The organism is Mesorhizobium sp. LSHC420B00, from assembly GCF_000503055.1.
GTDB lineage: Bacteria > Pseudomonadota > Alphaproteobacteria > Rhizobiales > Rhizobiaceae > Mesorhizobium.
Window position 1 is genome coordinate 77,182 of the sequence record NZ_AYVY01000020.1, and the last position, 26,227, is coordinate 103,408.

General features: G+C 62.5%; 31 protein-coding genes and 1 pseudogene. 13 read left to right on the forward strand and 19 right to left on the reverse strand.

The features are described from left to right. Positions 1-33 precede the first annotated feature (33 nt). Positions 34-549 (forward strand): hypothetical protein, encoded by a 516-nt coding sequence (locus tag X760_RS63390; RefSeq protein ID WP_036245367.1) that lies wholly within the window; start codon positions 34-36, stop codon positions 547-549. A 171-nt stretch (positions 550-720) separates the two neighbouring features. Here the strand turns inward: X760_RS63390 and X760_RS63395 are convergent, their stop codons facing one another. The 4 genes from X760_RS63395 to X760_RS63410 form a co-directional block, all read right to left on the reverse strand. Then, positions 721-1,593 carry an MBL fold metallo-hydrolase gene (locus X760_RS63395; protein WP_023720957.1) on the reverse strand — a complete coding sequence of 291 codons (873 nt, stop codon included), beginning with the start codon at positions 1,591-1,593 and terminating at the stop codon, positions 721-723. Positions 1,594-1,745: 152 nt separating this feature from the next. Continuing rightward, positions 1,746-2,405 (reverse strand): peroxiredoxin, encoded by a 660-nt coding sequence (locus X760_RS63400; RefSeq protein WP_023720958.1) that lies wholly within the window; start codon positions 2,403-2,405, stop codon positions 1,746-1,748. A gap of 174 nt (positions 2,406-2,579) precedes the next feature. After that, a complete protein-coding gene (locus X760_RS63405) occupies positions 2,580-2,945 on the reverse strand; it encodes a cell division protein ZapA (RefSeq protein ID WP_023720959.1) in 366 nt (121 codons plus the stop codon). A gap of 4 nt (positions 2,946-2,949) precedes the next feature. After that, positions 2,950-3,222 carry a DUF4164 domain-containing protein gene (locus X760_RS63410; RefSeq protein ID WP_006200774.1) on the reverse strand — a complete coding sequence of 91 codons (273 nt, stop codon included), beginning with the start codon at positions 3,220-3,222 and terminating at the stop codon, positions 2,950-2,952. A gap of 260 nt (positions 3,223-3,482) precedes the next feature. On the opposite strand from X760_RS63410, the gene tkt reads away from it, so the two are divergent. From tkt to X760_RS63425, 3 genes are all read left to right on the forward strand, one after another. Beyond that, on the forward strand, positions 3,483-5,474 hold the full coding sequence (gene tkt / locus X760_RS63415; protein WP_023720960.1) for a transketolase: 1,992 nt from the start codon (positions 3,483-3,485) through the stop codon (positions 5,472-5,474). Positions 5,475-5,632: 158 nt separating this feature from the next. Next, positions 5,633-6,643, forward strand: coding sequence for a type I glyceraldehyde-3-phosphate dehydrogenase (gene gap, locus X760_RS63420; protein ID WP_023720961.1), 1,011 nt, complete (start codon positions 5,633-5,635; stop codon positions 6,641-6,643). A gap of 218 nt (positions 6,644-6,861) precedes the next feature. After that, positions 6,862-8,751 (forward strand): potassium/proton antiporter, encoded by a 1,890-nt coding sequence (locus tag X760_RS63425; RefSeq protein WP_023720962.1) that lies wholly within the window; start codon positions 6,862-6,864, stop codon positions 8,749-8,751. Between the two features lie 178 nt (positions 8,752-8,929). On the opposite strand, the pseudogene X760_RS63430 reads toward X760_RS63425, so the two are convergent. After that, positions 8,930-9,857: pseudogene (locus tag X760_RS63430) on the reverse strand (polyprenyl synthetase family protein). A 79-nt stretch (positions 9,858-9,936) separates the two neighbouring features. On the opposite strand from X760_RS63430, the gene X760_RS63435 reads away from it, so the two are divergent. From X760_RS63435 to X760_RS63445, 3 genes are all read left to right on the forward strand, one after another. Continuing rightward, positions 9,937-10,695: a transglycosylase domain-containing protein gene (locus tag X760_RS63435; RefSeq protein ID WP_031194544.1), complete on the forward strand. Its 759-nt coding sequence runs from the start codon at positions 9,937-9,939 to the stop codon at positions 10,693-10,695. Between the two features lie 139 nt (positions 10,696-10,834). Continuing rightward, positions 10,835-11,017, forward strand: a complete 183-nt coding sequence (gene rpmF, locus X760_RS63440) for a 50S ribosomal protein L32 (RefSeq protein WP_006203806.1) — start codon at positions 10,835-10,837, stop codon at positions 11,015-11,017. Positions 11,018-11,215: 198 nt separating this feature from the next. After that, complete coding sequence (locus X760_RS63445; RefSeq protein WP_023720966.1) at positions 11,216-11,617, forward strand: hypothetical protein; 402 nt, start codon at positions 11,216-11,218, stop codon at positions 11,615-11,617. Positions 11,618-11,627: 10 nt separating this feature from the next. Here the strand turns inward: X760_RS63445 and X760_RS63450 are convergent, their stop codons facing one another. The 3 genes from X760_RS63450 to X760_RS63460 all read right to left on the reverse strand — a co-directional run bounded on the left by X760_RS63450 (position 11,628) and on the right by X760_RS63460 (position 12,991). Then, positions 11,628-12,059: a heme-binding protein gene (locus X760_RS63450; protein ID WP_023720967.1), complete on the reverse strand. Its 432-nt coding sequence runs from the start codon at positions 12,057-12,059 to the stop codon at positions 11,628-11,630. Between the two features lie 100 nt (positions 12,060-12,159). Then, positions 12,160-12,390 (reverse strand): hypothetical protein, encoded by a 231-nt coding sequence (locus tag X760_RS63455; RefSeq protein WP_023720968.1) that lies wholly within the window; start codon positions 12,388-12,390, stop codon positions 12,160-12,162. 76 nt (positions 12,391-12,466) lie between these two features. Beyond that, a complete protein-coding gene (locus X760_RS63460) occupies positions 12,467-12,991 on the reverse strand; it encodes a helix-turn-helix domain-containing protein (protein WP_023720969.1) in 525 nt (174 codons plus the stop codon). Positions 12,992-13,088: 97 nt separating this feature from the next. Here X760_RS63460 and X760_RS63465 point away from each other — a divergent pair, with 97 nt between their 5' ends. Together X760_RS63465 and X760_RS63470 are read left to right on the forward strand one after the other, a co-directional pair. Then, positions 13,089-13,955, forward strand: coding sequence for an alpha/beta hydrolase (locus tag X760_RS63465; RefSeq protein WP_023720970.1), 867 nt, complete (start codon positions 13,089-13,091; stop codon positions 13,953-13,955). A 61-nt stretch (positions 13,956-14,016) separates the two neighbouring features. Beyond that, positions 14,017-14,673 (forward strand): glutathione S-transferase family protein, encoded by a 657-nt coding sequence (locus X760_RS63470; protein ID WP_023720971.1) that lies wholly within the window; start codon positions 14,017-14,019, stop codon positions 14,671-14,673. 147 nt (positions 14,674-14,820) lie between these two features. Here X760_RS63470 and X760_RS63475 read toward each other — a convergent pair whose 3' ends face one another. From X760_RS63475 to X760_RS63485, 3 genes are all read right to left on the reverse strand, one after another. Continuing rightward, a complete protein-coding gene (locus X760_RS63475) occupies positions 14,821-15,108 on the reverse strand; it encodes a metalloregulator ArsR/SmtB family transcription factor (protein WP_023720972.1) in 288 nt (95 codons plus the stop codon). A 31-nt stretch (positions 15,109-15,139) separates the two neighbouring features. After that, positions 15,140-16,387 (reverse strand): MFS transporter, encoded by a 1,248-nt coding sequence (locus X760_RS63480; protein WP_023720973.1) that lies wholly within the window; start codon positions 16,385-16,387, stop codon positions 15,140-15,142. Positions 16,388-16,482: 95 nt separating this feature from the next. Further along, complete coding sequence (locus X760_RS63485; protein ID WP_023720974.1) at positions 16,483-16,677, reverse strand: DUF1192 domain-containing protein; 195 nt, start codon at positions 16,675-16,677, stop codon at positions 16,483-16,485. 124 nt (positions 16,678-16,801) lie between these two features. Between X760_RS63485 and X760_RS63490 the strand changes: the two genes are divergently transcribed. The 3 genes from X760_RS63490 to X760_RS63495 all read left to right on the forward strand — a co-directional run bounded on the left by X760_RS63490 (position 16,802) and on the right by X760_RS63495 (position 19,135). Further along, positions 16,802-17,812: an NAD(P)H-quinone oxidoreductase gene (locus X760_RS63490; RefSeq protein ID WP_031194545.1), complete on the forward strand. Its 1,011-nt coding sequence runs from the start codon at positions 16,802-16,804 to the stop codon at positions 17,810-17,812. Between the two features lie 132 nt (positions 17,813-17,944). Next, positions 17,945-18,085, forward strand: a complete 141-nt coding sequence (locus tag X760_RS75115; RefSeq protein WP_023720976.1) for a DUF1127 domain-containing protein — start codon at positions 17,945-17,947, stop codon at positions 18,083-18,085. Positions 18,086-18,439: 354 nt separating this feature from the next. Then, entirely contained in the window at positions 18,440-19,135 is a 696-nt protein-coding gene (locus tag X760_RS63495; protein WP_023720977.1) for a DUF1013 domain-containing protein, read from the forward strand. Positions 19,136-19,196: 61 nt separating this feature from the next. On the opposite strand, the gene X760_RS63500 is transcribed toward X760_RS63495, so the two are convergent. The 3 genes from X760_RS63500 to X760_RS75120 all read right to left on the reverse strand — a co-directional run bounded on the left by X760_RS63500 (position 19,197) and on the right by X760_RS75120 (position 20,645). Beyond that, on the reverse strand, positions 19,197-19,916 hold the full coding sequence (locus X760_RS63500) for a YafY family protein (RefSeq protein WP_023678491.1): 720 nt from the start codon (positions 19,914-19,916) through the stop codon (positions 19,197-19,199). An 18-nt stretch (positions 19,917-19,934) separates the two neighbouring features. Continuing rightward, a complete protein-coding gene (locus tag X760_RS63505; protein ID WP_023720978.1) occupies positions 19,935-20,342 on the reverse strand; it encodes a hypothetical protein in 408 nt (135 codons plus the stop codon). A gap of 135 nt (positions 20,343-20,477) precedes the next feature. Next, the gene (locus X760_RS75120; RefSeq protein WP_023720979.1) at positions 20,478-20,645 is read right to left on the reverse strand and encodes a hypothetical protein; all 168 of its coding nucleotides are present in this window, start codon (positions 20,643-20,645) and stop codon (positions 20,478-20,480) included. A gap of 203 nt (positions 20,646-20,848) precedes the next feature. Here X760_RS75120 and X760_RS63510 point away from each other — a divergent pair, with 203 nt between their 5' ends. Further along, complete coding sequence (locus X760_RS63510; protein ID WP_008873884.1) at positions 20,849-21,010, forward strand: hypothetical protein; 162 nt, start codon at positions 20,849-20,851, stop codon at positions 21,008-21,010. 117 nt (positions 21,011-21,127) lie between these two features. On the opposite strand, the gene X760_RS63515 is transcribed toward X760_RS63510, so the two are convergent. The 5 genes from X760_RS63515 to X760_RS63535 form a co-directional block, all read right to left on the reverse strand. Next, a complete protein-coding gene (locus tag X760_RS63515) occupies positions 21,128-21,859 on the reverse strand; it encodes an SGNH/GDSL hydrolase family protein (RefSeq protein WP_023720980.1) in 732 nt (243 codons plus the stop codon). An 85-nt stretch (positions 21,860-21,944) separates the two neighbouring features. After that, positions 21,945-22,682, reverse strand: a complete 738-nt coding sequence (locus X760_RS63520; RefSeq protein ID WP_023720981.1) for a thioredoxin family protein — start codon at positions 22,680-22,682, stop codon at positions 21,945-21,947. A 152-nt stretch (positions 22,683-22,834) separates the two neighbouring features. Then, entirely contained in the window at positions 22,835-23,860 is a 1,026-nt protein-coding gene (locus tag X760_RS63525) for a class I fructose-bisphosphate aldolase (protein WP_023720982.1), read from the reverse strand. A gap of 140 nt (positions 23,861-24,000) precedes the next feature. Then, positions 24,001-25,197, reverse strand: coding sequence for a phosphoglycerate kinase (locus X760_RS63530; RefSeq protein ID WP_023720983.1), 1,197 nt, complete (start codon positions 25,195-25,197; stop codon positions 24,001-24,003). A 174-nt stretch (positions 25,198-25,371) separates the two neighbouring features. Then, positions 25,372-26,226, reverse strand: coding sequence for a lytic transglycosylase domain-containing protein (locus tag X760_RS63535; protein WP_023720984.1), 855 nt, complete (start codon positions 26,224-26,226; stop codon positions 25,372-25,374). Between the last annotated feature and the right edge of the window lies 1 nt (position 26,227).

Consider the following 26,227-nt stretch of genomic DNA (forward strand, 5'->3'; position numbering starts at 1 on the left):
GTTGAACTCGTCTGTTCGGAAACGAAAGGCAGTATGACGATGACGATTTCTCCGTTTCTGACCGCTCTCGGATCCGAAGGTCCCCCAGCCGACCGAGCGAAAGACATGGACCTGTATGGATGGCTAATTGGAAGCTGGGAAATGGACACGGTCCACTACCTCGATGACGGGACAATCCAGAAATGGAATGGAGAATGCCATTTTGGCTGGGTGCTCGAAGGCCGCGCGGTTCAGGACGTTTGGATCAGGCCCAAGCGCCCTGCTCCGTCCGCGATGTATGGCACAACCTTGCGCATCTTCGACCCTGGGATCGATGGCTGGCATATCATATGGAACGACCCGCTCAACCGGGATCACTCGCGCCAGATCGGCCGGGCCGAGGGTAAGGACATTGTCCAGCTCGGCAATGACTCGCGCGGTCTGAAAACTCGATGGCGTTTCACTGAGATCACTGCCAACAGCTTCCATTGGATCGGCGAGGAAAGATCTTCCGAGAGCGATCCTTGGCAAATCACGTATGAACATTTAGCCCGCCGAACAAAACCCTGACGCTGGACTAAACACTTAGCTGGCGTCTGCGCCGCTCCTCATCCGGCTGCCGCCACCGTCTTCCCGCATGGACCTCTCGGATTCAAACATCGCAAAAATCGAATCTGGATCAATAACTTGGATGACCATCGCAGAGTTTGAATGGCATTGTAGTGCCAACGACCCATCTCCTCACAGGCAATCGAGCGGAAATTTCAGATAGCGCCGCCCGTTGGATTCCGGTTCCGGCAGGCGTCCGCCATTCATATTGACCTGCAGCGCGTGCAGGATCAGCCGCGGCATCGGCAACGTCCTGTCGCGGGCTTGGCGGAGCGCGACGAAGTCGGCTTCCGTCTTGCAGCCGGCAACATGGATGTTGCCGCCTTTCTGTTCCGCGACCGTGCTTTCCCAGCGCGCTTCGCGGTCACCCGGCTGGTAGTCGTGACCGACGAACAGACGTGTCTCGTCCGGCAGTGCCAGGATGTCCTCGATCGAACGCCAGAGCCGCTCGGCGCTGCCGCCGGGAAAGTCTGCCCTTGCGGTGCCGCTGTCCGGCATGAACAGCGTGTCGTGGATGAAGGCGGCGTCGCCGATGACGTAAGTAATCGAGGCCAGGGTGTGGCCCGGCGAAAACAGCACTCTTGCCGGAAGGCCGCCGACCGAAAAAGTCGCGCCGTCGGCGAACAGCCTGTCCCATTGCGAACCGTCGGCGGGGAATTCCGGCCAGTTGTAGATCACCTTCCACAATTTCTGGACGTCGATGATCCTCTCGCCGATTGCCGTCGGCGCTCCGGTTCTCCCCCTCAGATAATGGACGGCGGACAAATGGTCGGCATGCGGATGCGTGTCGAGGATCCACTCGACCTCCAGCCCGCTTTCCCTGACGAAGTCGAGCAGGGCGTCGGCGTTTTTCGTTGCCGTTGCACCGGACCTTTCGTCGAAGTCGAGCACCGGATCGATGATGGCGCATTTGCGGGTCGCCATGTCGGCGACCACATACTGGACGGACCCGCTCGGCTTGTCATAGAAGCCGGTGACCTGCGACCTAGCCGATAATGCGTCCAATCCCAGCCCCCTTGATCTCTCACCGTGGCAGGAATGATTTTCTCAGCCACGGCAAATGAAAGGCATGGTTGTCCGTCAACCAGGCGTCGTCAAGCACCCCGTGCTCACACGGCTAGGAAAACCAAAAATTTCTCCGTGCCGCCTCTGCCTGCTCAGGCGGAAGGCTGCTTGGTTTTCCTGAGATATGGCAGGATTGTCTCGTAGGCGCCGAAGCGCTTGATGGCATCCTCATTCGAGACAGCAGCGGTGATGATGACGTCCTCGCCCTGCTTCCAGTTCGCCGGCGTCGCCACCTGGTGCTTGGCGGTCAGTTGCATGGAATCGATGGCGCGCAGGATTTCGTCGAAGTTGCGGCCCGTCGTCATCGGATAGGTGAGGACCAGCTTGATCTTCTTGTCGGGCCCGATGACGTAGACCGAACGCACCGTGGCATTGTCGGCGGGCGTGCGGCCCTCCGAGCTCTCGCCGGCACCCGCCGGCAGCATCTCGTAAAGCTTGGCGACCTTGAGATCCTTGTCGCCGATCAGCGGGTAGTTCACCGAATGGCCGGTCGCCGTCTTGATGTCGTTCTGCCACTTTCCATGGCTTTCGACGGGATCGACCGAGATGCCGATGATCTTAACGTTGCGCTTCCTGAACTCGCCTTCGAGCCCGGCCATCGTGCCGAGTTCGGTTGTGCAAACCGGCGTAAAGTTCTTCGGATGGCTGAACAATACCGCCCAGCCGTCGCCGATCCATTCATGGAAGCTGATCGGTCCTTGCGTGGTCTCAGCGGTGAAGTCCGGCGCGATATCGTTGATGCGGAGGCTCATGACATGTCCCTACCTTGTGAGTGCAGATCGCAGCCGGCGTTGACCGGCGCTGCTTTTGCCTTTCTACCACTCCGGCGTCATCCTTCAAACGGCTGTTGCGCCGGCATCGAGGCCGGCGGCGAAATATTTTCATTGCTTCTCGGCAAATGCAGCAGGAATTTTCGCTGCGCTGGCTCAGGCCTTGCTCACTGCTAACGTCGTCGTCAGGTCTTCCATGCGCTGGGCCAACGCGCCGAGCGCCCCGGTCAGCACGGAATCGTTCTTGTCGGCCTTGGTCAGTGCGTCGTCGCGCGTCTTGCGCAGCGTCAGCACTTCGCTTTCCATGCCCTTGACCCGCTTTTGCAGTTCTGAAAGCTCGTCCATGACCATGATGCCGGCCATCACGGTCAGCCTCTGGTCGCCGATCTCGCCAAAAGAATCCTTCAGATGCGAGACATAGCGGTCGAAGCGCTCGGCAAGATCGATCAGATGCTCTTCCTGGCCCTCGTCGCAGGCCATCCGATACTGCTTGCCGTCGATGGAAACCGTGACTTGTGCCATTGGCCTACCTGTCCAGTACCGCGCGGATGGTCTCCATGGCTGTCACCAGCCTTCGCGACACTTCCTTGTTGGCATCTTCCAGCCGTTCGGCGCGGGCCTCGGAATTGTCGAGTTCCTGCGCCAGCCGCGAGCGGTCGGCGTTCATCCGCTGCACTTCGGCCTCGGCTTCCGAATAGTCCCGCTCGTGCTCGAGCTTGGCCGCGACGGCGTTTTCCAGCCCTTCGATGGCCTTACCCAGCCTGGCAATGACTTCCTTGAGGGTCGTTTCCCCGGTCATGGCTTTCGTCCTGCGCCCTGCCCATCACCGAATCATCCACGTTCAGAACGCGTTATCCCTGAAACATTACGCGCCGTGTGAACCGCACGTCAATAAAGCGATCGCGACTGTCCCCTGCTAACGCTAATGTAAGTGGTGCATGGCCATCACAAGACCGGCAAAAGCACACCGATTTGTTGACTAAAAGGCCGCGCCTGCTATGTGTCGCGCACCCTTTTCAAGGGCTTTCCCAAGGCCCAAACCCCCATTTTGGAGGAAGCATGACCTCGCGCGAACAACATGACCGGATGGCCAATGCGATCCGTTTTCTCGCCATGGACGCCGTCGAGAAGGCAAACTCCGGCCACCCCGGGCTGCCCATGGGCTGTGCCGACATCGCCACCGTGCTGTTCACCCGCTTTCTCAAATACGATCCGAAGAACCCGCATTGGCCGGATCGCGACCGCTTTATCCTGTCGGCCGGCCACGGCTCGATGCTGCTTTACTCGCTGCTCTATCTGAACGGCTACGAAGACATCACCATCGACCAGATCAAGCAGTTCCGCCAATTGGGGTCGAGGACCGCGGGCCACCCGGAATACGGCCATGCCGCCGGCATCGAGACGACGACGGGCCCACTCGGCCAGGGCCTTGCCAATTCGGTCGGTTTCGCGCTCGGCGAGCGCATCATGAATGCCGCTTTCGGCAACGATCTCGTCGACCACTACACCTATGTGCTGGCCGGTGACGGCTGCCTGATGGAAGGCGTGTCCCAGGAAGCCATCGCGCTTGCCGGACATCTGAAGCTGAACAAGCTGATCGTCTTCTGGGACAACAACAACATCTCCATCGACGGCCCGGTGTCGCTGGCCGACAACACCGATCAGGTCGCCCGCTTCCAGGCGTCCGGCTGGAACGCCAGCCATATCGACGGCCAGGACCCGGAAGCGATCGCCTATGCCATTGAAGCGGCCCGCCACTCCGACAAGCCGACGATGATTGCCTGCAAGACGACGATCGGCTTCGGCGCGCCGACCAAGGCCGGTACCAACAAGGCGCATGGCTCGCCGCTCGGCGCCGAGGAAATCGCCGGCGCCAGAAAATTCTTCGGCTGGGATTATCCGCCGTTCGAGGTTCCGGCCGATATCCTCGACGCATGGCGTACCGCCGGCCGGGCCGGCGTCAAGGCGCGCACCGACTGGGAAAGCCGCCTTGCCAAGGCCGACACCAAATTGCGCGGCGAATTCGAACGCCGCATCGGTGGCACGCTGCCGGCCAACTTCGATGCTGTCATTGGCGATTACAAGAAGAAGCTCGCCGCCGACAAGCCGAAGGTCGCCACCCGCAAATCGTCGGAAATGGCGCTGGAGGTCATCAACGGCGCCGTGCCCGAAACCATCGGCGGCTCGGCCGATTTGACCGGCTCCAACAACACCAAGACCAGCCAGACCAAGAACATCACTGCCGACGATTACGGCCAGCGCTATGTCCACTACGGCATTCGCGAGCACGGCATGGCGGCCGCGCTCAACGGGCTGACGCTGCATGGCGGCATTGTCGCCTATGGCGGCACCTTCATGTGCTTTTCCGATTATGCCCGTCCGGCGATGCGGCTTGCCTCGTTGATGGGCATCCGCTCGATCTTCGTCATGACCCATGATTCCATCGGCCTTGGCGAAGACGGCCCGACCCATCAGCCGGTCGAGCATCTGGCAGCACTTCGCGCCATCCCGAACCACAATGTCTTCCGCCCGGCCGACGCGGTGGAAACCGCGGAATGCTGGCAGCTGGCCATTGAATCGGAAAAGACGCCTTCGACTTTGGCGCTGACCCGGCAGAACCTGCCGACGGTACGCAACGACTTCGTTGCGGAAAACCTCTCCAGCCGCGGCGCCTATGAACTTGCCGCCGCAAGTGGCGAGGCGGCGGTGACAATCTTCGCTTCGGGCTCCGAGGTCGAGATCGCCCTGGCCGCGCGCGAGGCGCTGGAAAAGCACGGCCATGCTACCCGCGTCGTCTCGGTGCCGTGCTTCGAATTGTTCGACAAGCAGAGCGCCGACTATCGCAGCAGGATGATCGGCAATGCGCCGCTCAAGATTGCCATCGAAGCCGGCATCCGTCAGGGCTGGGATTATTTCATCGGCACCGAAGGCATCTTTATCGGTATGACCGGCTTCGGCGCCTCCGGCACGATCGAACAGCTCTATCCGCATTTCGGCATCACCGCCGAAGCAACGGTGAAGGCGGCGGAAGCCCGTCTGCACGGCAAATGAAATTAAGCCCCGATCCGCAAAGGCTGGCATAGCGGTTTTGCCGGCCGGCGGAGCACTAATCGATTTAAATCCGAGCCTCGGCGGCTGGATTCTTTGCCCGTCCGCCGTTATGAAGCTGCGGACTTGATCTTCGGCCCCCAACTCCCAGGGAGAGAACAATGACCGTCAGAGTTGCCATCAATGGATTCGGCCGCATCGGCCGCAACATCCTGCGCGCCATCCACGAATCCGGCCGCAAGGATATCGACGTCGTCGCCGTCAACGATCTCGGCCCGGTCGAGACCAACGCGCATCTGCTGCGCTTCGACAGCGTGCATGGCCGCTTTCCGCATGAGGTGACGGTTGACGGCGATCAGATCATCGTCGGCAAGGAAAAATTCAAGGTCACCGCGATCAAGGATCCGACGCAACTGCCGTGGAAGGAACTCGGCATCGACATCGCGCTCGAATGCACCGGCATCTTCACCGCCCGCGACAAGGCCGCCGCCCATCTGACCGCCGGTGCCAAGCGCGTTCTCGTCTCCGCTCCGGCGGAGGGGGCCGACCTCACCGTCGTCTATGGCATCAATCACGACAAGCTGACCAAGGACCACATCGTCATCTCGAACGCCTCCTGCACCACCAACTGCTTGGCGCCGCTGGCGGCCGTGCTGAATGAGGCCGTCGGCATCGAGAAGGGCATGATGACGACGATCCACTCCTATACTGGCGACCAGCCGACGCTGGACACCATGCACAAGGACCTCTACCGCGCCCGCGCCGCCGCGCTTTCGCAGATTCCGACCTCGACCGGTGCCGCCAAGGCCATCGGCCTGGTACTGCCCGAGCTCAAGGGCAAGCTCGACGGCATCTCCATCCGCGTGCCGACCCCGAACGTCTCGCTGGTCGATTTCAAGTTCATCGCCAAGCGGTCGACCACCGTCCAGGAAATCAACGACGCGGTAATCGCGGCTTCGAACGGCAAGCTGAAGGACATCCTTGCCGTCACTCGTCATCCCAATGTTTCTATCGACTTCAACCACGATCCGCACTCCTCGATCGTGGCGCTCGACCAGACCAAGGTCATGGACGGCAATTTCGTTTCGGTGCTGGCCTGGTACGACAATGAGTGGGGCTTCTCCAACCGCATGGGCGACACCGCTGTCGCCTTCGGCAAGACCATCGCCTGATCGCAGAACCATCTTCTCGACTTGGACAACGCCCGGCTCAGTCCGGGCGTTTTTCGTTGCAGCACGCCCCCCCGAGGCAGCCTCAGCTGCTCGGAGGTGCCAAAACATTCGACTATCGGCAGCGTAGGGCGAAAAGCCGCGCTGCTGCCTTGCAGCGGCCATGTCTTCGCCCCACTCTCCCGTGATGCCGGAGCATATCGACTAGGGGCGACCAACGAATGGAGCATGGTATCTATCTGGTGACGCTCGTTGGCGCAGCACTTGTCGTTGCCGCCGCGTTTTCGAGCCTGATCGCCTTCCGTTTCGGCGCCCCCCTCCTGCTGCTGTTTCTCTGCATCGGCCTTGCCACCGGAACCGACGGTCTCGGCATCCATTTCGACAATGCCCGATTTGCCTATTTTGCCGGCTCATTGGCGCTGGCGGTCATCCTTTTCGATTCCGGCTTCGGCACGCCGCTCAATGCCTTGCGGCAGGCGGCCGGGCCGGCGCTGTCGCTGGCGACCTTCGGCGTCCTTTTGACCACTGGCTTGTTCGGCGCCGCCGCCTATTATTTGCTCGACCTGACATGGCTGGAATCCTTCCTGCTCGGTGCCGCCGTCGCCTCGACCGACGCCGCGGCGGTGTTCTTCCTGCTGCGCGCCGGCGAGATCAATTTGCGCGAGCGCGTGCGTTCGACGCTCGAAGTGGAATCCGGCACCAATGACCCGATCGCCATCTTCCTGACCATCACGCTGGTCGAGGTCATCGCCGCCAACACCCACCCCGAGGCCAAGGTGCTGGTTACCGATCTTGCCGTCGGTTTCCTTGTCAACATGGGGCTCGGTGCGGTCATCGGTATTCTCGGCGGCATGGCCATCGTGCGCCTTGTCGATCGCCTCAATCTAGATCACGGCCTGCTGCCGATCTTCGTGCTGACGCTGTCGCTGATGGTGTTTGCCGCCGCCGGCGCCGTCGGCGGCTCCGGCTTCCTGGCGGTCTATCTCGCCGGCCTCATCGCCGGCAATTCCGATATCCGGGCTGTCACCATCCTCAAGCGCTTTCAGGACGGGATGTCGTGGTTGGCGCAGATCATCATGTTCCTGATCCTCGGCCTGTTCGCGACGCCTTCGCAATTTCCGGCGATCCTGGTGCCGGCGGTGCTGCTCGGACTGTTCCTGATATTTGTCGCACGGCCAGTCGCCGTCTGGCTATGCCTGGTGCCGTTCCGTCTGCCACGCCCGGAAGTCGCCTTTGTCTCATGGGTTGGCCTGCGTGGCGCCGTGTCGATCCTGCTTGCTATCACGCCGCTGCTCGGCGGTCTTGAGAACGGCCGCCTCATCTTCAACACCGCCTTCATCATCGTGCTGGTCTCTCTGGTCATCCAGGGATGGACCGTCGGGCCGCTGGCGCGCCGCCTCGGCCTTATCGTGCCGGCCCGCCTGGGACCGCTCGACAAGGTCGAATTGGAACTGCCGGGCTCCGCCCATCATGAGCTTCTTGCCTACCGTGTGGCACCCGGCAGCCCGGTGGCGCGGGGCGAACGCATTCCGCGCTGGGCGCGGCCGTCGCTTGTGCTGCGAGACGGACGCTCGATGCGCTTCCAGGATATGGGCCGGCTGGCGGCTGGCGATCATGTCTACATCTTCGTGCCGGACCGCTATCCGCGCCTGCTCGACAAGCTGTTCGCCAGCCGTGCCGTGGTCGATCCCGAGGATGCGGATTTCTTCGGCGCCTTTGCCGTCGATCCGTCACGCTCCGCCGAGGAACTGGAGACCGCCTACGCGCCGGGCCTGACCGAAGCGGAACGCAAGCTCACCATTGGCGATCTGGTCACGGCGCGGCTCGGCGGCCACGCCGAATATGCCGACCGCGTGCTGCTCGGTCCGATCGAGCTGATCGTCCGCGACGTCGACGACAAGGGCAGGATCACCGGCCTTGGCCTATCCTTCGAGCCGACCGCGCCGGTGGCACGCGTTCCGGTGTTCCTCAGCGCCGGCGAAATCCGCGACCGTATCGCCGCCTTCATCCGCAACCGGCGCAAGCCGGCCGAAGCGCGAGCGGTCGAGGCGGTGGCCGAAATGGAACCGGTTCCGCAGCCCGTGGTGGAAAAGACAACTGGCGAAGGCTGACCGCGTCGACCCGAGCCGCGGAGCCCTGCCGCGAGGCTGAAGAATGGTTCGGCAACTGGCGTGGCGAGTCCATGTGGTCCGACATCGCCGGAAATCATCCCGATCGGCCGGCTGCGAGGGCATCTGGCCGAACAGTCGCCAATTCTCCGTGGCTGTACGGCGCGCCATAGGGGGCAGCTTAATTGTTGCGGGCCGCAACGAACTGCGCCGCTTGTTTCAGAAGCGCGGCTTGTTCGCCATAGGGCTCGAGCAGCGCATGAGCTTGGTCGACGAGGCCATGGAGCTGGTCCCGCGCCCAGTCCGGTCCGTGCAGCGCGACCAGCGTCGCCTTGCCGGCCGCGGCATCCTTNGGCATCCTTGCCGGTTGCCTTGCCCATCTGATGCGCGTCGGCGGTCAGGTCGAGCAGATCGTCGGCAAGCTGAAAGGCAAGCCCGATCGCCGAGCCGAACTCGGCCAGCCTTTCGCGGTCGCCCGACGGCGCGCCGGCAACGATGGCGCCCGCTTCGCAGGCAAAGCGGATCAGCGCACCGGTTTTCATCGCCTGAAGCCGAATGATGCCAGCCTCGTCCGGCCGGCTTTGTTCGGCCTCGAGATCGAGCATCTGGCCGCCGACCATGCTGCCGGCCCCTGCGGCGCGGGCCAATGCCAGCACCAGCGCTGCCCTGCGCTCGGCCGGCAGCATTGTCGCCTCGTCGGCAAGGATGTCGAAGGCAAGCGTCAACAAGGCGTCGCCGGCAAGAATGGCGGTCGCTTCATCGAAAGCCCTGTGCACGGTCGGCTGGCCACGGCGCATATCGTCATCGTCCATGGCCGGCAGATCGTCATGGATGAGCGAATAGCAGTGCACGCATTCGAGCGCTGCCGCGACGCGCAGCGCCGGCTCGACGTCGGCTGAAAACAGTGCAGAACTTTCCATGACCAGGAAGGGGCGCAGTCGTTTGCCGCCGTTCAGAACGCCATGTCGCATCGCGGCCATCAGGCGTTCCGGCCGCGCGATCTCGCCTGAAAGCGTGCGTCCGTCGAGCAACCGCCTCAGCAGCGCCTCGAGCGGAACTGCCCGGGCAATAAGTGCAGCCTCGAACGCCATTTGGTCGTCTTTCGTCATGGTCGGGAGCGGTAGCCGACACTCAGACGTTGCGCAAGAAGCCAAGCGCCATTATGCCGGGGGCAGGGAGTAGCGCGGATTGGGTGGCTTGGCGGAACCGATCGTCGATCACGAAACCGAAGGGTTGGACATGGCGAGACCGAGACGCGGCAGCCGCATCGGTCTTCAACGCTGGGTCCGGCGCGGCATCGCTGTCGCCATCGTGCTGGCGCTGATGCCGGTGGTTCTGACCTTTCTGTACCTGCCGTCATTCGTGCACCCGGTGTCGACATTGATGCTGAAGGACCTCGCGACGTTTTCCGGCTACGATCGGCGCTGGGTTTCTATCGATGATGTGGCGCCGGTGCTGGCATATTCGGTCATCATGTCGGAGGACGGGCAGTTCTGTTTCCATCGCGGCGTCGATCTAGGCGAGTTGCGCGGCGTCGTCGACGATGCGCTCGCCGGCGAGATGACGCGTGGCGCCTCGACCATCACCATGCAGACGGTAAAGAACCTTTATCTATGGTCGCGGCCGTTGGGCTCGGTCCGTAAGGTCGTCGAACTGCCGCTGGCCGTCTATTTCGATGCGGTGCTGTCGAAACGGCGGATCATGGAGATCTACCTCAACATCGCCGAATGGGGACCGGGCATCTACGGCATCGAGGCCGCCGCCCAACATCATTTCGGCGTCTCGGCAAAACAGCTGTCGCGCCGACAGGCAGCGCTGCTTGCCGTCACCTTGCCGAACCCGATCGTGCGCAATCCGGCGAAGCCCGGGCCGGGACTGAGGCGGCTTGCCGCGTTGATCGAACGGCGCGCGGGCCGCGCCGGCGCCTATGTCGGCTGCCTGCGATAGTGTCAAAAAAAAACACCGCGACGCTGGCCAAAACGCCATCGGGCGTGTATAGGCAGCCGACTTTCTCAGATTCCGGCCCCTGACGTGGCCCTTTCACGAGGGCCGCCGGGGCGTTTTGACCATGTAGTGGAGCATATCCATGGCCGTTCCGAAACGAAAAACCTCTCCGTCGAAGCGCGGCATGCGCCGTTCCGCCGACGCACTGAAGGCCCCGACCTATGTCGAGGACAAGAACTCCGGCGAGATGCGCCGTCCGCACCATATCGACCTGAAGACCGGCATGTATCGCGGTCGCCAGGTGCTGGAGCCGAAGGAAAGCTGAGACAGCTTTCGACGGTTTATTATTGCAAAAGACCGGCTACTGGCCGGTCTTTTTGCGTTCGTCGACAACTGATCGTGTCGACCGGGGCTGACATTGTTGTTTCACGCCGTCTTTGTCCGTGTTTATGGGCCGCACGAAAATTCTTGACGGCGAACGCCGGGCGCACTCTACAAAGATCAGTCCAACCGGAGCCGCCACATGTTCGGTGCCATTCCGCTGCTGATCGTGCCTTTCATTCTCTACAATCTCGGGCTTCTGGGAATATTCGGCAGCGGCGACGACCCGTGGGCGACCGAAATGTTTTCGGTCCGGATGATGTCGGGCGGGGTGTTCTCGATGACCCTCGGCGATCTCATCGTGCTGATCGCATTGATCTTCTTGTTCGTCGAAGTGGTGAAGTCGACGCGAACGACAAATGCCTCGATCATGGACCACCTTTTGTCGACCTTCGTCTTTGTGGCCTATCTGGTCGAATTCCTGCTGGTGAAGGGCGCCGCCCATTCCGTTTTCTTCACACTGATGGTCATAGCACTGATCGACGTGCTGGCCGGCTTTTCGGTGTCGATGCGGTCGGCCAGCCGCGACATCAACATGAATTAAGGATTCCGGCTCAGCCCGGGTCGGCGGTGAAGCCAGCCGCCTCGATGCCAGCGATGGCTGCCGTTTCATCATTGTCCGACGTATCGCCGGAAATGCCGACGGCGCCGATGATCGTGCCAGCCTTATCGCGGATCAGCACGCCGCCGACGACCGGCAGGACGCGTCCGCCCGACACGTCGGAGACGCCGGCTATCAGATGCGGGCGCTCCTTGGCGAAAGCCTCCACCCGGCGCGAGCCCATGCCGATAGCGAGCGCTCCATAGGCCTTGCCGGCCGACATTTGCGGACGCAGGAACGAGGCGCCGTCCTGACGCTGGAACGAGACCAGATGGGCGCCGGCATCGAGCACCGAGACGCCAAGCGGCCTGAGCTTGAGCTCGGCACCCTTGGCAAAGGCGGCGGCGATGATCTCAAGGGCTTTGTCGAGCGTCAGTGCGGTCATGGCCGCCTCCTAAACGCGCCAGTTATCAACCGGCAGAACAGATCGCGGTGAAAACTGTTCCGCGTACGAAACGAAGCAATGCGATCCAAGGAGCGCCGGCTTATTTCTTCTTGGCGCGGGACTTTTTCACCGGCGCCGGAGGCGCATTGGCCAGGTCTTCCGCTTCCTTGGCGAGGCGCAGCGCCCGCAGCTTGTTGGTTTTGGCCTGGCGAGCGTCGCTCTCGGCGACATATTCCGCCATGGCCTTCTGGCGCACCGTGGCTGCCTCTTCCTGTTTCTTGAAACGCAAATCGGCCCGCGCACGGGCAGTGTCCTTAGAGTTCTCGACCAAGAGCGTTATCCAATCCGGTAAATTATCTTCAGTCCCTTGATAGCAGAGCCAGCCCGCAATTGGGAAAATAAGTTGGTCATGGCGCCGGATCGCACCCGACTCGCTCCGCATTGCGGGCGATCACCGCATCGTATGCGGCCTGCAAGGTCGCGCGCACGGTGGGTCCAGATGGGGCGGGAGACGCACCTAGATGCTCGTGGCGCAACTCGTTCATGAACTTATCCCACATCGGCGGGCCGCCTTTTTCCAGAAGCTCGGCACGGATAGAGAGCTCTTCGCTGACCGGGAGCCAGACGCGGCCCCAGGCGCCGAGATGCGCCAGGATCGGCACCAGCGTAATAGCCATTTCGGTCAGGCTGTAGATCGCCTTCTGCTTGTGGGAGGGATCGTCCGCCTTGGTCAGCATGCTGAGCTCCATCAGCCGTTTCAGCCGGTCGGCGAGGATGTTGGAGGCGATGCCCTCCATCGAGCCATTGAGCAGCTCGCGAAAGTGGCGTCTGCCGCCGAAGATGATGTCGCGAAGGATGATCAGGCTCCACCGATCGCCGAACACTTCGAGCGACAGATTGATCGGACATCCGGACCGGCGATCGATGTTCATGCGAATCTCCAAAAACCGGTTGCATTATCGTATCGGTTTTAATATCGTGCAACCGATTGCAAATTGCAATCAGATTCGCGACCCGAGGAGGAAAGCCATGAGAAACGCCGGACACCCCGAAATCGTATCCCAGACGTTCGGCGATCCGGCACATCCGGCGGTATTGTTGATCATGGGCGCCATGGCTTCCATGCTCTGGTGGCCGGAAGCGTTTTGCCGGAAGCTGGCCGGCGAGGGTCGCTTCGTGGTCCGCTATGACAATCGCGATACCGGCCGTTCGACGAAATACGCGCCGGGCGAGCCGCCTTATACATTCGACGACATGGCGGACGATGCCATCCGCGTCCTTGACGACCAGGGAATCCGAAAGGCGCACGTGGTCGGCATGTCGATGGGCGGCGTGATTGCGCAGCTCGTTGCGTTGAAATACCCGTCGCGTGTCACTTCGCTTACGGTGATCAGCAGCTCGCCCTTGGGCATTGATACGTCGCATCTGCCCGGAACCACCGAGGCCTACAGGAAACATTCGGACGAAGGCGCGAAGGTCGACTGGTCTGACCGTGGCCAGGCGGTCGATTTCATCGTCAAGGACGCGTATGCGCTCACCGGCACCGCACGCTCATTCGACGAGCAGCGCACGCGGGCTTTCGTCGAACAGGATTACGACCGGTCCGGCGGCTTTCTAAGCGCCACCAATCATTTCATGCTCAAGAGCGGCGAAGATGGGAGCGGCGAAGATCGGAGCGGCGAGGACTGGACGGGGCGGCTGCACGAGATGAAGATCCCGCTCCTCGTTATCCACGGCACCGACGATCCGATCTTTCCAGTCGAGCATGGCGCCGCTCTTGCCGACGCGGTCGCCGGCGCAAGGCTGGTCCGGATCGAGAGCGGCGGCCACGAGCTGCATCCCGACGACTGGGCCGCGATCATCGATGCCATCGTCACCCACAGCCAAGCCAAATAGTACCAAGCCTGACCTCAACACCGAATTTCCGCGAGACGAACCACCCAAGGAACGACAACCAATGTCCCTGACTATGCATCTTCATCCACTGGCCTCCTTCTGCTGGAAGCCGCTGATCGCGCTCTATGAGAACGGCACGCCATTCACATCCGTTGTCGTCGATCTCGGCAATGAACAGTCGCGCGTGGCGTTTCTGAAATTGTGGCCGCTCGGCAAGATGCCGGTACTGCGTGATGAAGCGCTGGATCGGACCGTGCCGGAATCGACAATCGTCATCGAATATCTCAACGCGTATTATCCTGGGCCGGCCGAACTGATCCCCGCCGATGTCGATCTCGCTCGCCAGACCCGGCTCGCCGACCGCTTCTATGACTTCTACGTCCAGGAACCGATGCAGAAGATCGTCGGCGACCGGCTGCGGCCGGAGGGCAAGACCGATCCGTTCGGCGTCGAGCAGGCGCGCGCCCAGCTGCGCAGCTCCTACGCCGTCATCGAACAGGACATGCAGTCGAGGACATGGGCGGTGGGCGGGAGCTTCACCATGGCCGACTGCGCCGCCGCCCCCGCGCTGTTCTACGCTAACAAGGTCGAGCCGTTCGGCGACAAATATCCTGCGGTGAGGCGCTATCACGACCGGCTGCTGCGGCGCCCGTCGGTTGCCCGTGTGATCGAGGAAGCGCAGCCCTATTTCAAGCTCTTCCCCTACAACAACGGCTAGAGAGTGGTTCATCGTTTCACGGAAACGCCGAACCGCTCTATCCTTTTGTTTTTTGCGCAATTCCGGACGGAAAACCGTTTCACACTTTTCCTGGAATTGCTCCAGGCCCGAGGCTGCACGAGCTGCCCGACGCGCGGACGACGCCTCTCAGCTTCCGGGTGAACCGAGCTGCTCTGCATCCCAGAACTGGTCGAGCCAGATGTTGAGCTTTAGGAAGCCGGCATTGCTGACCGTATAGACGCGCCTGGTGCCTTCCGGCTTGGCGTTGACCAGCCCGGCATCAAGCAGCACCTTCAGATGCTGCGAAACGGCCGGGCGGGACACCGGCAAGCCAGAGGCCAGTTCGTTGACGGTCTTCGGTCCGCGCCGGAGCTCTTCCAAGAGATAGCGCCGGTTGGGATCGGCAATCGCCATGAAGGCGTCGGAAAGCATCATGCCTTATTTGTGGGGCAAAGCGTCTCGAATCTCAACCGTCGGTTTCAGCTTTTCTGCGCGGGTCGAGCCGCAACGCTTCCGGCGTCACCGAGCGGTCGGCCGGCTGGGTCTTGAAGGCATCGCGGCCTTCGATTGGCACCGGCGCGCGACGGCTGATGCGCAGCAGCGTATAGGCGGCCAGGCAGAGATGCGCCAACGCAGTAGCCAGGAACAGCCCCTCGGGACGCATCCAGCCCATCAGGCCGGCGGCCAGCAGCGGGCCGATCATCGTGCCGAAGCCATAAAGCAGCAGCAGGCCGCCCGACACTTTGACGAAGTCTTCCGATCGGGCATGGTCGTTGGCATGCGCCACCGCGATCGAATAGAGCGTGTAGGCGAAGGCGCCGTAGGCGGCGGTGCAGACGATAACGAAGACGCCGGAGCGCGGTTCGAACAGGAAGATGGCGATGGCGAACAGCGCAGCGCCGAAAGCCGCGCCCGCCAGCACGAAACGACGGTCCGTCGTGTCGGAGAGCCGCCCGGCCGGAAGCTGCATGGCGGCGCCGGCGATGACCACCAGGCTCATCATGAGCGCGATCTCGGTCGTCGAGATGCCGATGCGAGCTCCATAAACGGCACCAAGCGTGCCCCAGGCGCCGTTGGCGATGCCGATCAGCACGCAGGCGATCGCCGACACCGGCGAATTGACGTAGAGCCCTTTGACGTCAAGCGACACGTCCTGCAGCGGCTTGGGGTGCGACGCCGTCGAGACCGCCGTCGGGATCAGTGATAGGCAAAACAGAATGCCGGTGATCATGAATAGCGACGCCGATTTCACATCGCCGCCGGCAACGATCATCTGACCGCCCATGATCGAGGCATAGGTGACCATCATGTAGAGGCCGAAGACGGTGCCGCGGTTTTCGTTGGTGGCCTTCTCGTTCAGCCAGCTTTCGATGACCATGAAAGCACCGGCCATGGTGAAGCCGGTGAAGGCGCGCAGCAGGATCCAGGTATATTCATCAATGATCAGGCCGGTGAGCAGTGCGACGATCGCTCCCGATGCGGCAAAGGCGCCGAAAGCCCTGACATGACCGGCGCGGCGCACGATGCGTGGCGCAAAGAAGCAGCCGGTGACGAAGCCGCCGGCCCAAGCCGTGCCCATCAGGCCGAGCGATGCGGTCGAGAAGCCCTCCACCTGGCCGCGCAGCGGCAACAGCAGCCCGTGCAGCCCGGATGCCGCCAGCAGGAACGCGGTGCCGCGCAGCAGCGAGAGGATCGGTCTGTAGCTTGCGAACATTGTTCAATCCGGCTGGGGTTCGGGGCACAGGTCTGGAGACAGCGGCATTCGGGCTTTTCGGCGGCGTGCCCGAGCTTTTGGAATTGCCCGCAGTACTATCCGCGGCGAAACAGCGCCTCTGCCGCCGACTTGGTGGAGCCCTTGGTCATGAGCTCGGCTTCCAGCCGGGCGATCTCGCCGCGCAGGATGCCGATCCGCTCGGACAATTCATCGACAGAAAGCAGCGACAGATCCTGCCCGATCTCGTGCGGGCGCGCTTTCTTCTTGGGTTCGTCGTCGAAGACCGCCATCGTCGCTCCTCCGTGATTGCCCATTTGCCTGATTTGCCAATGAGCATACATAGGGCAGGGGTATGGATGCAAATGGCAGGCAATAGCTGGCGCTAGAAACCGGCGAAACACGACGGGAAAATTCATGGCGAACGCACAGAAAATTCCGGCCAGGATGATGGCGATCGCCATCTCGGAGCCGGGCGGGCCGCGGGTGCTGAAACCGGAAACCCGCGACGTGCCGGTACCCGGCCCTGGCGAGATCCTGATCCGGGTGCGTGCCGCCGGCGTCAACCGGCCCGACGTGCAGCAGCGCAAGGGTGCCTATCCGCCGCCGCCAGGTGCGTCGGATCTGCCGGGCCTGGAAGCGGCGGGCGAAGTCGCCGCCCTCGGCGACGAGATATCGCGCTGGCGCGTCGGCGACCGGGTCTGCGCGCTGACGGCGGGCGGCGGCTATGCCGAATATGTCAAGGTTCATGCCGGCAGCGTGCTGCCGCTGCCCGCCGGCTTTACCTACACCGAAGCGGCGGCGCTGCCGGAAAACTACTTCACTGTTTGGCACAATGTCTTCGAGCGCGGCGGCCTGAAGAGCGGCGAGACGCTGCTCGTGCATGGCGGCTCATCGGGTATCGGAACGACGGCGATTCAGCTTGCTGCCGCTTTCGGCGCTTATGTCGTCACCACCGCCGGCAGCAAGGAGAAATGCGACGCCTGCCTCAAGCTCGGTGCCGACCGGGCGGTCAACTACCGCGAGGAGGACTTCGTCGCCGCGGTCAAGGAGGCAACCGGCGGCAAGGGCGCCAACGTTATCCTCGACATGGTCGGCGGCGATTATGTCGCGCGAAACTACGAGGCTGCGGCCGTGGAGGGCCGCATCGTCCAGATCGCGACGCAGGGCGGAGCGGTGGCGAGCGCCGATTTCTTCAAAATCATGGCCAAGCGACTCGTGCACACGGGTTCGCTGCTCAGGCCACGCACGGTGGACTTCAAGGCGGCAGTCGCGGCTGCGCTGGAGGCGCAGGTTTGGCCGCTGCTCGGCACGCGCAAGGTTGCACCGGTGATGGACACGATCTTCCCGCTCAAGGAAGCCTGGCGGGCGCATGAGCGGATGGAGGAGGGTGAGCACATTGGCAAGATTGTGCTCGATGTCGCCTGACGGCCGGTAAACAGGCTGAACGAAGGCTTAATGGTGCAATGCAACAAACGCATTGCCGCCATGCAAAAGCGTCTGTTCAATTTTTCATCGCCGATGCCTATTTGCGCGGCATCGAAACGATGGAGGACTACCATGAACCCGATCCGCGCTTTCCGTAACTGGCGCATGTACAACGAAACCGTGCGCGAACTGAACCGGCTGAACGCTCGTCAGCTCAATGATCTCGGCATCAACCGCGGCGACATAGAGAGAATCGCCCGCCAAGGGCTTTGATCTCGAGCACGATCCTGTCCGAAGACCGGGCGCTGCTTTTCCGCAACGCCGAGCCGCGGTTCGGGATCAAGCCTTAGAAGCCAGAGCCGTAGCAGACGGATTTCCGTCGTCGGTTCCGAGCCCGCCCGACCTTGGTCTGGCGGGCTTTGTCTTTTTGAAGCTTTCGACTGCATGGCTTCATGTGCCGACCCTTCGCGGTCTGCTGGTCGCGCCGCCATGCCGTCCTTGACGCGCGCCTGCCAAAAACATTGCGAAATGGCGAGTGAGCAGTTATATAGACCGCGATTTTCCCATTTTGGTGGCTGTAAACCACCGCCCGCGCGGGAACGCGGGCGAACGAGAAGGATTTTTGTAATGGCCAATACGCTGCTGATGCCAAAAGCGACCGCCGTCTGGCTGGTTGACAACACAGCGCTTTCCTTCGAGCAGATCGCGCAGTTCTGCGGACTGCATCCGCTTGAGGTCAAGGCGATCGCCGACGGCGAATCGGCGCAAGGCATCAAGGGTATGGACCCGATCATGACCGGCCAGCTCACTCGCGACGAGATCGCGCGCGCCGAGAAGGACCCGAACCACCGGCTGAAGCTCTCCGACCCCAAGGTGCGGGTGCCGGAATCCAAGCGCAAGGGTCCGCGCTACACGCCGCTGTCCAAGCGCCAGGACCGGCCCAACGCCATCCTCTGGCTGGTGCGCAACCATCCCGAGCTCAAGGATGCGCAGATTTCCCGCCTTGTCGGCACGACGAAGTCGACGATCGACCAGATCCGCGACAGAAAACACTGGAACTCCGCCAATCTCCAGCCGATGGATCCAGTGACGCTCGGCCTGACGTCGCAGATCGACCTCGACATGGAAATCAACCGCGCCTCGCGCGGCCGCGAGCAGGCGCAGCCGGTCGGCGATACGCTGCTGCCGGCCGCCTTGACCGAACGGCTGGTGCCGGCGCCGGAAAAGCCGAAGGACGAGGACCGCGAACTCGACGCCAACGCCGTCTTCGCCAAGCTTTCGGCGCTGAAGTCGAAGGACAAGGATACGGACGAAGAGGAATAGAGGTCTCGCATCCAAAACAAAAAGCCCGCTTTCAAGCGGGCTTTTTTTTCGATCTTCCGTGTCAGCTTCGCGCCGCCCGGTCCGGTGCCATGCCGTAGTCCTCGCTGCGTTCCACCGCGCGGTAGAAATCGGCGAGCTGCTTGCCGCGCTCCGGCTTGAAGGTGCGGCCGGCGATGACCACGGAGGCGATGCGGTCGATGCGGAAGGCGCGGAAATCGCCGCGCATCTCGCACCAGGCGACCAAGGTCCACACCTTGCCCCAGAACCACAGGCCGAGTGGGCGGATGTCGCGCGCGGTGCTGCGGCCGGCCTCATCCGAATAGTCGATGGTCAGCACCTGACGTTTCTCGATGGACCGCTCAATCAGGTCGATGGCTTCGCGGGCGGCGTCGCTTACCACCCACATCGGCGTGTGGATCTCGGTGCGGGCGATGCGGTCCTTTTCGGCGTCGGGCAGCACGGCGCCGATCTTGACCAGCGCCTCGTCGGCGGCTCGCGCCATGGCCGCGCCGCCAAAGGCGCGCACCATGCGGGCGCCGGCGACCAGCGCGACGATCTCGTCACGCGTGAACATCAGCGGCGGAAGGTCGAAACCCTCCCTCATCATGTAGCCGACACCGGCCTCGCCGTCGATCGGCACGCCGGTCGACTGCAGGTCGGCGATGTCGCGATAGATGGTCCGCTCGGAAACCTCGAGCCACGTGCCCAGCTTCTGGGCGGTGACCAGACGGCCACCGCGCAGGTGCTGCACGATCTGGAAGAGCCTGTCGGCGCGGCGCATCGTATGGTCCCTCGGCGTCTATTGCTCTAGCCCTTCGCGCTTGCGCTGCGCGGCGACGGAGGCCGCGCCGAAGGACAGTTTCCTCGTTGTCGGCGTGCTTGCGTCGAGCACCCGCCAGAACGGCGCAATGTCGCCCAGCGCCATGCCACGCTCAAGATCCTCGTTGGCGGCCTCGGCGACGGTACGCAGATGATAGCCGATGGTGACCGGACATGTCACCTCGGCACCGTGCTCGATGGCGAGCGCGGTGCGCAAAGCCCGGATATCCATATCCATGCCTTCGGGGATGGCGCAGATGAATGCATCGACCTGGCGAGCTGTGGGAACCAGCATCGGCTGGCCTTCGACGACATCAGCGATGGTGCGTGGCGACGGTGTTATGCCGTTGATGCCAGGCGTGTTCAGCCTGTCGGTCCAGCTTTTCATCGATCGTCCTCTCGGCCGTCCGTCTCTGACGGCCATCCCACTATGGCACGAGCCTCCTGACACCATACTGTCAGGAGGCTTCAGCATGCCTGTTTATCGCCGGGCCGCATCCAGACGCCGGGCAGAAAGATTGCCTCAATTGCCGCCATTGTGGCGGTCGCCATACATGTCCGGCCAGCCAATATCCTTGCGGATGTCCGCCGGCAGGGTGTTCATGAAACGCTGGGTGCGGATCTCATTGCGCATCGTCCGGATCTTGCCGACATAGTGCTGCACGCTACGCAGAATGGTAAAACCGTTCATGGCTGGTCTCCTCTCTTTCGATGCAGGCACTATCGCACACCCCTACTGACAGCAGTCTGTCAGGAGGGTGCGGCTCTCGCGACCGGCGTTCCGATTTGTCCACCGAAGTGATCGAACAGTGCTGAAAAGAGGCGTGCCGCGGTGGAAAGACCGCGATCGCGGAGCCGCTTTGACAGCCAGCCGCGATGCTGATCAAAGGCTGCATGTCGAAACTTCTCGCGCTCGTCATCATCGCCATGATGGTCATCCAGCTCATCAAGCCGCTCGGCTGGCCGGGGCTGAAGCGGCGCAGCGATTTCTGGAAGCTGGCGCTGTTGGCTATGGCGGCGATTTCGATTACGGCGGTGCTCGGACACTGGACGTAATGCATGTCGCGCAAAAGTGTGCAGCGGTTTTGCGCCAACGACATACATAAAACAAAGAACCTAAAGTAGCGTCGCATGAGGCCAATCGAACGCGACGCGCTTTAGTGCCGGCAGCCGCTACGCGACGCCCGGTTCGTTGGCGAGCACCAAGCCGGCCAGATGTTCCGCCCAGGCGCGGTAGCCGGCTTCCGAAGCATGAAATCCATCCGACGCAAAGCCGGCCTCGGCGTCGGTGATCGGCAGGCGGGGCGCCGGTATGGCGCCGCGCTCGAGGCAAAGGCGCTCGCCCATCCGGTTCATCTCGCCGGCGCGGATCTCGAGGATCTTGCCGAGCAGCGGCGGCATTGCCGGCGCCCGGGTGAACTCCAGCACCGGCGACCACACCACGCGCGCCTCCGGCCATTTGGCGCGCAGCGCGTAGAGCAGGCCGCCAAAATCGCGCTTGAAGCGCGGTACCGAATGAAAATTCTTGGTGTCGTTGGTGCCGATGGCGAGCACGATATGCGTCCACGGATCGGCCGACAGATTGGGCAGCACATGATCGCGGATCTGGCCAGAGGTTGCCGAGTTGAAGCCGGCTGCCCGCCAGCGCACGGTGCGGCCGGTGCGTTGCGCAATTAGAACGGCCAGTTGCGCGGCCAATCCGTTTTCGGAATTGCCGATGCCGACTGAGGCGGCGGAGGAATCGCCGAGCACCAGCAGCGAGATTGCCGGCGCCTGGCCTGATATCTCGTGCATGACCGGACCTTGTGCCGGCAGCATGCGGGTGGTGCGGCGACGCACGCCAAGTCCTTGCCAGACATAGACCGGAAAGGCGAGCCAGGTGAGAAGGGTCGGAAAGCGCCGCATGGCAAATCCCTTTTAAGGCACAGCGAACAGCACTTAGCGCATGTTGCACTGAAGGTGAACGACCTTGCAGCGACAGCCTGTCGCCTCAATGGCAGCAGTCATGCGTCCCGGATTGGTCTTCATACTCGTCATGCAGCCGCACCCAGTCGGCGAGGCTATGATGCGGCCCGGTTTCGTTGCGGCCTTTCGGCGTCAGGTCGAGATAGTGATAGGCGCCGATCAGCGGATCGCCGCCTCTGGAGCGCGAGATGAAAGTCAGGAAGATGTCGCCTTTCTCGTCGCGATAGAACACGCTGGTGCCGGGAAGGTCCTTCGATCTCCGCGCGCGCCGCTCGAAATTGTAGGTCGTGTCGCCGGCCGCGATCTGCTTGTCGGTGAATGACACCTGCATATCGAAGTTGAAGTCCGAGGCGTAGGACGACACCCAGTCGAATTTCCAGCCCATGCGCTGCTTGTAGGGCAGAAGCTCGGCCAGCGGAGCCCGCGCCACCACCACAAGCGAAACATCGTGGTGCCTGAGATGCTGGTTGGCGCCGTCGATGTGGTCGGCAAGGAACGAGCAGCCCTCGCAACGATAATCGGCGCCCGGCCCGAACATGAAATGGTAGACGATCAACTGGCTGTTGCCGCCAAACAGGTCGGGCAGTTTCTTTGGCCCTTGCTCGGTCTCGAAGACGTAGTCCTTGCGGATCTTCAGCCATGGCAATTCGCGGCGTTCGGCGGCGACGCGGTCGCGAAAGCGCGTCAATTCCTTTTCGCGCGCCAGATGCGCCTTGTGCGCCTGAAACCAGTCTTCCTGCGAAACGGTCTTGTTGTTTGGCATAGGTCTGCTCCTCTTTTCACGGAGGACGTTCGGCAGCGAGGAATGCCGACACAGAGCTGCATTTTCAGTTGCAAGAAAATTGCAGCCCTTGCTGCTTTCAAGCAAAACCCGGGCACGTGGCCCGGGTCGGGAGAAACGCAAGATGGATTCGGTTAAGCGGCTTGCTCCAGCGACGGCTGCCATTGTCCAAGCGCTGCCAGATGGTTCATGTGGGCGCGATGGGCGAAGGCGGCCTGCGCGGCGGCGACGTTCGCCGCCTTGCCGCTCCAGGCCTTCTGCGGAGCGGCCTGCAAGGCGCGGCCGTAGGAGAAGGTCAGCTTCCACGGATGCGGGCCGATGGCGTTGATGGCGTTGAGGTTGGCGGTCGCTTGCTCGTCCGATTGTCCGCCCGAAAGGAAGGCGATGCCTCCGATCGCGGCTGGCACCGTCTCGCGGAACAGTTTTATCGTCCTTTCGGCGACCTCGTCGGGGCTGCTGACCTTGCCCGATTTCTTGCCGGCGAGAACCATGTTTGGCTTCAGGATGGTGCCTTCGAGGACGACGCGGGCCGCATAGAGCTCGGTGTATAGCTTTGTCAGTGTCGCCTTGCTGATCTCGTAGCAAGTGTCGATGTCATGAGCGCCGTCCATCAGCACCTCCGGCTCGACGATCGGCACGATGCCGGCTTCCTGGCAAAGCGCGGCGTAACGGGCGAGCGCATGGGCATTCGAGCCGATCGAGGTGGCGGAAGGCACCCCCTTGGCAACATCGATGTCGATTACCGCGCGCCATTTGGCAAAGCGGGCGCCAAGCTTGTAATAGTCGGCGAGGCGTTCGCGCAGGCCGTCCAGGCCTTCGGTGATGGTATCGCCGGGAAATCTTGCCAGAGGCTTGGCGCCGGCGTCGACCTTGATGCCGGGAATGGCGCCTGATGCCTTGATGATGTCGACCAGCGGCGTGCCGTCGGCGGCCTTCTGGTGGATGGTCTCGTCATAGAGGATAACGCCGGAAATGTACTTGGTCATTGCATCGCTGGCGCGGAACATCATCTCGCGATAGTCGCGGCGGCTGTCGGCGGTCGACTCGACGCCGATGACGTCGAAGCGCTTCTTGATAGTGCCGGAGCTCTCGTCGGCAGCCAGCAGGCCCTTGCCGTTGGCCACCATCGCGGCGGCAATGTCCTCGAGACGTTCGCTCATCGTGCTTCTCCTGAAAGAATTGACCCGTACCCAGCAGACCACCAGAGCAACGCAGGTTCAAGTCGAACCCTTTCGTCGGAGAAGCGCGAATCGATTGAAAATCGCGAGCGCACTGCTTCGCGCTGTTATTAACGCCGCGCTCAGCGCTTCAAGACGTCGACGCCGGGCAAGGGCTTGCCTTCCATCCATTCGAGGAAAGCGCCGCCGGCCGTCGAGACATAGGTGAAATCATCGCTGACGCCGGCATGGTTGAGGGCGGCCACCGTATCGCCGCCGCCGGCCACCGAGACCAGCCTGCCGGCCTTGGTGCGCGCTGCCGCGTGCCTGGCCGTCGCCACCGTCGCATGGTCGAACGGCTCGATCTCGAAGGCGCCGAGCGGCCCGTTCCAGACCAACGTCGCGGCACGGTCGATCCATTCGGCAATGGTTTTCACGGTTTTCGCGCCGACATCGAGGATCATGCCGTCGGCTGGTACGTCTGCAATGGCGACGGTCTCGCTTGCGGCACCGGCCTTGAACTCCCTGGCGACAACGGCGTCGGCGGGCAGGATGATGGCGCAGCCGGCCTCGGCCGCCTCGATCATGATCTGCTTGGCGGTGGTCGCGAGATCGTGCTCGCACAAGGATTTCCCGACGTCGGTGCCGCGTGCCGCGAGAAACGTGTTGGCCATGCCGCCGCCGATGACCAGCGCGTCGACCTTCTTCACCAGGTTCATCAACAAGTCGATCTTGGTCGAGACCTTGGCCCCGCCGACAATGGCGACAACCGGGCGGACGGGATTGCCGAGGCCCTTTTCCAGCGCATCGAGCTCGGCCTGCATGGTGCGCCCGGCGAAGGCCGGCAGCACGTGCGCCAGCCCTTCCGTCGACGAATGGGCGCGGTGCGCAGCGGAGAAGGCGTCGTTGACGAAGATGTCGCCGTTGGCGGCGAGCTTTTCGGTGAAGGCCGGGTCGTTCTTCTCCTCGGCTTTGTAGAAGCGGGTGTTCTCGAGCAGCAGCACATCGCCGCTTTCCATGGCGGCGACGGCGCTCGCGGCCTTGTCGCCGATGCAGTCGGTGGCAAAGCCAACCGGGCGGCCGAGCACGTCCGCCGTCGCCTTGGCGATCGGCTCGAGCGAGAATTCCGGCGCCGGTCCATCTTTGGGACGACCGAAATGTGCAAGCAGGATGACTTTGGCGCCCTTGCCGGACAGCTCGGCGATGGTCGGTACAATGCGCTCGATGCGGGTGGCGTCGGTGACCTTGCCCTCAGTGACGGGAACGTTGAGGTCGACACGCACCAGCACACGCTTGCCGCTGATATTGCCGATGTCGTCCAGTGTCTTGAAGTCGGCCATGCTGATCCCTTTCGCGAAAAATCGCGGGGACCTTACCCCGCATCAACGACGATGCAAGACCTGCCTGACGGTTCTGCTTAAGGGTTCACGGAAAATGTGATCGCGTGTCGAAGATGAAGCGCCCAGCGGGAGCGAGATGGGCAGCAATGGCGCGAAACGCGCCGACATATGGCTTTACCGGTTGCGCACCACAATGCATGCGCCGCCGACGCTGTGCAGCTTCTGGCAAATATCGTCGGCCTTGGCTTTGGTGTCGGCGCCGATCCGCACCGCATAGATGCCGCGCCTGCCGATCGGTGTGCGCACCCGGCTGACCACCGGATTGCGACCGCTGAGCAAGGCTGGAAACCGCCGTTTCACATTGCTCCACTGATTGAGCGCCGCGGCGCGGCGGAAATTGCCGGCCACCTGCACGCCCCATGGCTTGATGTTGATCGACGACATCGGCACGGTTCTGGACATGATCACCGGCAGCGTGCGGCAGGCGGCAGCGAAGCTCGCCTTCTTGTCGAGCGGCCGGATGACGCCGGCATACGCGGCATCGGTGAACCTGTCGGCCGGCTCGCCCATGACGTCCAAAACGTAGCTTTCGGTCTCCATCGGCAAGAAGCCGCCGGAATTCAGCCAGCGCGTCACCCGGCTCTCGCCGGCATTGTATGCGGCTGCGGCGAGGCCCAGATTGCCAAAGCCGGTCTTCATTTCGGCGAGGTATTTTGCCGAGGCCGGGATAGCCTGCTCGATATCGAACGAATTGGCGAGCCCGCGCATCTTGGCGGTACCCGGCATGAATTGGGCGATACCCTCCGCACCGACGGGGCTGACCGCATTGGGATCGAAGCGACTCTCCTTCCAGATCAGCCGGGCAAAGAAATCCCGGGGCAGGCCGTTCTGGTCGGCATGCGTCTCGATAAGATCGCAAACTCGATCGATCAGCTTCTGCTTGGCGGGCCGCGGCGGATCGGCCTGGACGGCTGTCGCCCAGCCCAGCCAGCAAATGACAACCAGCGTCGCCCCAAGCAAACGCCGCATC

Bases quoted from the DNA above. Each gene is read 5' to 3' on its own strand.
- X760_RS63480 (WP_023720973.1), bottom strand. From the start codon at position 16,387: ATGTTCGCAAGCTACAGACCGATCCTCTCGCTGCTGCGCGGCACCGCG.
- X760_RS63445 (WP_023720966.1), top strand. From the start codon at position 11,216: ATGTTCGGTGCCATTCCGCTGCTGATCGTGCCTTTCATTCTCTACAAT.
- X760_RS75115 (WP_023720976.1), top strand. From the start codon at position 17,945: ATGAACCCGATCCGCGCTTTCCGTAACTGGCGCATGTACAACGAAACC.
- X760_RS63525 (WP_023720982.1), bottom strand. From the start codon at position 23,860: ATGAGCGAACGTCTCGAGGACATTGCCGCCGCGATGGTGGCCAACGGC.
- X760_RS63450 (WP_023720967.1), bottom strand. From the start codon at position 12,059: ATGACCGCACTGACGCTCGACAAAGCCCTTGAGATCATCGCCGCCGCC.
- X760_RS63475 (WP_023720972.1), bottom strand. From the start codon at position 15,108: ATGATGCTTTCCGACGCCTTCATGGCGATTGCCGATCCCAACCGGCGC.
- X760_RS63510 (WP_008873884.1), top strand. From the start codon at position 20,849: ATGTCGAAACTTCTCGCGCTCGTCATCATCGCCATGATGGTCATCCAG.
- X760_RS63410 (WP_006200774.1), bottom strand. From the start codon at position 3,222: ATGACCGGGGAAACGACCCTCAAGGAAGTCATTGCCAGGCTGGGTAAG.
- tkt (WP_023720960.1), top strand. From the start codon at position 3,483: ATGACCTCGCGCGAACAACATGACCGGATGGCCAATGCGATCCGTTTT.
- gap (WP_023720961.1), top strand. From the start codon at position 5,633: ATGACCGTCAGAGTTGCCATCAATGGATTCGGCCGCATCGGCCGCAAC.
- X760_RS63460 (WP_023720969.1), bottom strand. From the start codon at position 12,991: ATGAACATCGATCGCCGGTCCGGATGTCCGATCAATCTGTCGCTCGAA.
- X760_RS63425 (WP_023720962.1), top strand. From the start codon at position 6,862: ATGGAGCATGGTATCTATCTGGTGACGCTCGTTGGCGCAGCACTTGTC.
- X760_RS63405 (WP_023720959.1), bottom strand. From the start codon at position 2,945: ATGGCACAAGTCACGGTTTCCATCGACGGCAAGCAGTATCGGATGGCC.
- X760_RS63530 (WP_023720983.1), bottom strand. From the start codon at position 25,197: ATGGCCGACTTCAAGACACTGGACGACATCGGCAATATCAGCGGCAAG.
- X760_RS63505 (WP_023720978.1), bottom strand. From the start codon at position 20,342: ATGAAAAGCTGGACCGACAGGCTGAACACGCCTGGCATCAACGGCATA.
- X760_RS63485 (WP_023720974.1), bottom strand. From the start codon at position 16,677: ATGGCGGTCTTCGACGACGAACCCAAGAAGAAAGCGCGCCCGCACGAG.
- X760_RS63470 (WP_023720971.1), top strand. From the start codon at position 14,017: ATGTCCCTGACTATGCATCTTCATCCACTGGCCTCCTTCTGCTGGAAG.
- X760_RS63495 (WP_023720977.1), top strand. From the start codon at position 18,440: ATGGCCAATACGCTGCTGATGCCAAAAGCGACCGCCGTCTGGCTGGTT.
- X760_RS63400 (WP_023720958.1), bottom strand. From the start codon at position 2,405: ATGAGCCTCCGCATCAACGATATCGCGCCGGACTTCACCGCTGAGACC.
- X760_RS63500 (WP_023678491.1), bottom strand. From the start codon at position 19,916: ATGCGCCGCGCCGACAGGCTCTTCCAGATCGTGCAGCACCTGCGCGGT.
- X760_RS63465 (WP_023720970.1), top strand. From the start codon at position 13,089: ATGAGAAACGCCGGACACCCCGAAATCGTATCCCAGACGTTCGGCGAT.
- X760_RS63390 (WP_036245367.1), top strand. From the start codon at position 34: ATGACGATGACGATTTCTCCGTTTCTGACCGCTCTCGGATCCGAAGGT.
- X760_RS75120 (WP_023720979.1), bottom strand. From the start codon at position 20,645: ATGAACGGTTTTACCATTCTGCGTAGCGTGCAGCACTATGTCGGCAAG.
- X760_RS63535 (WP_023720984.1), bottom strand. From the start codon at position 26,226: ATGCGGCGTTTGCTTGGGGCGACGCTGGTTGTCATTTGCTGGCTGGGC.
- X760_RS63490 (WP_031194545.1), top strand. From the start codon at position 16,802: ATGGCGAACGCACAGAAAATTCCGGCCAGGATGATGGCGATCGCCATC.
- X760_RS63515 (WP_023720980.1), bottom strand. From the start codon at position 21,859: ATGCGGCGCTTTCCGACCCTTCTCACCTGGCTCGCCTTTCCGGTCTAT.
- rpmF (WP_006203806.1), top strand. From the start codon at position 10,835: ATGGCCGTTCCGAAACGAAAAACCTCTCCGTCGAAGCGCGGCATGCGC.
- X760_RS63520 (WP_023720981.1), bottom strand. From the start codon at position 22,682: ATGCCAAACAACAAGACCGTTTCGCAGGAAGACTGGTTTCAGGCGCAC.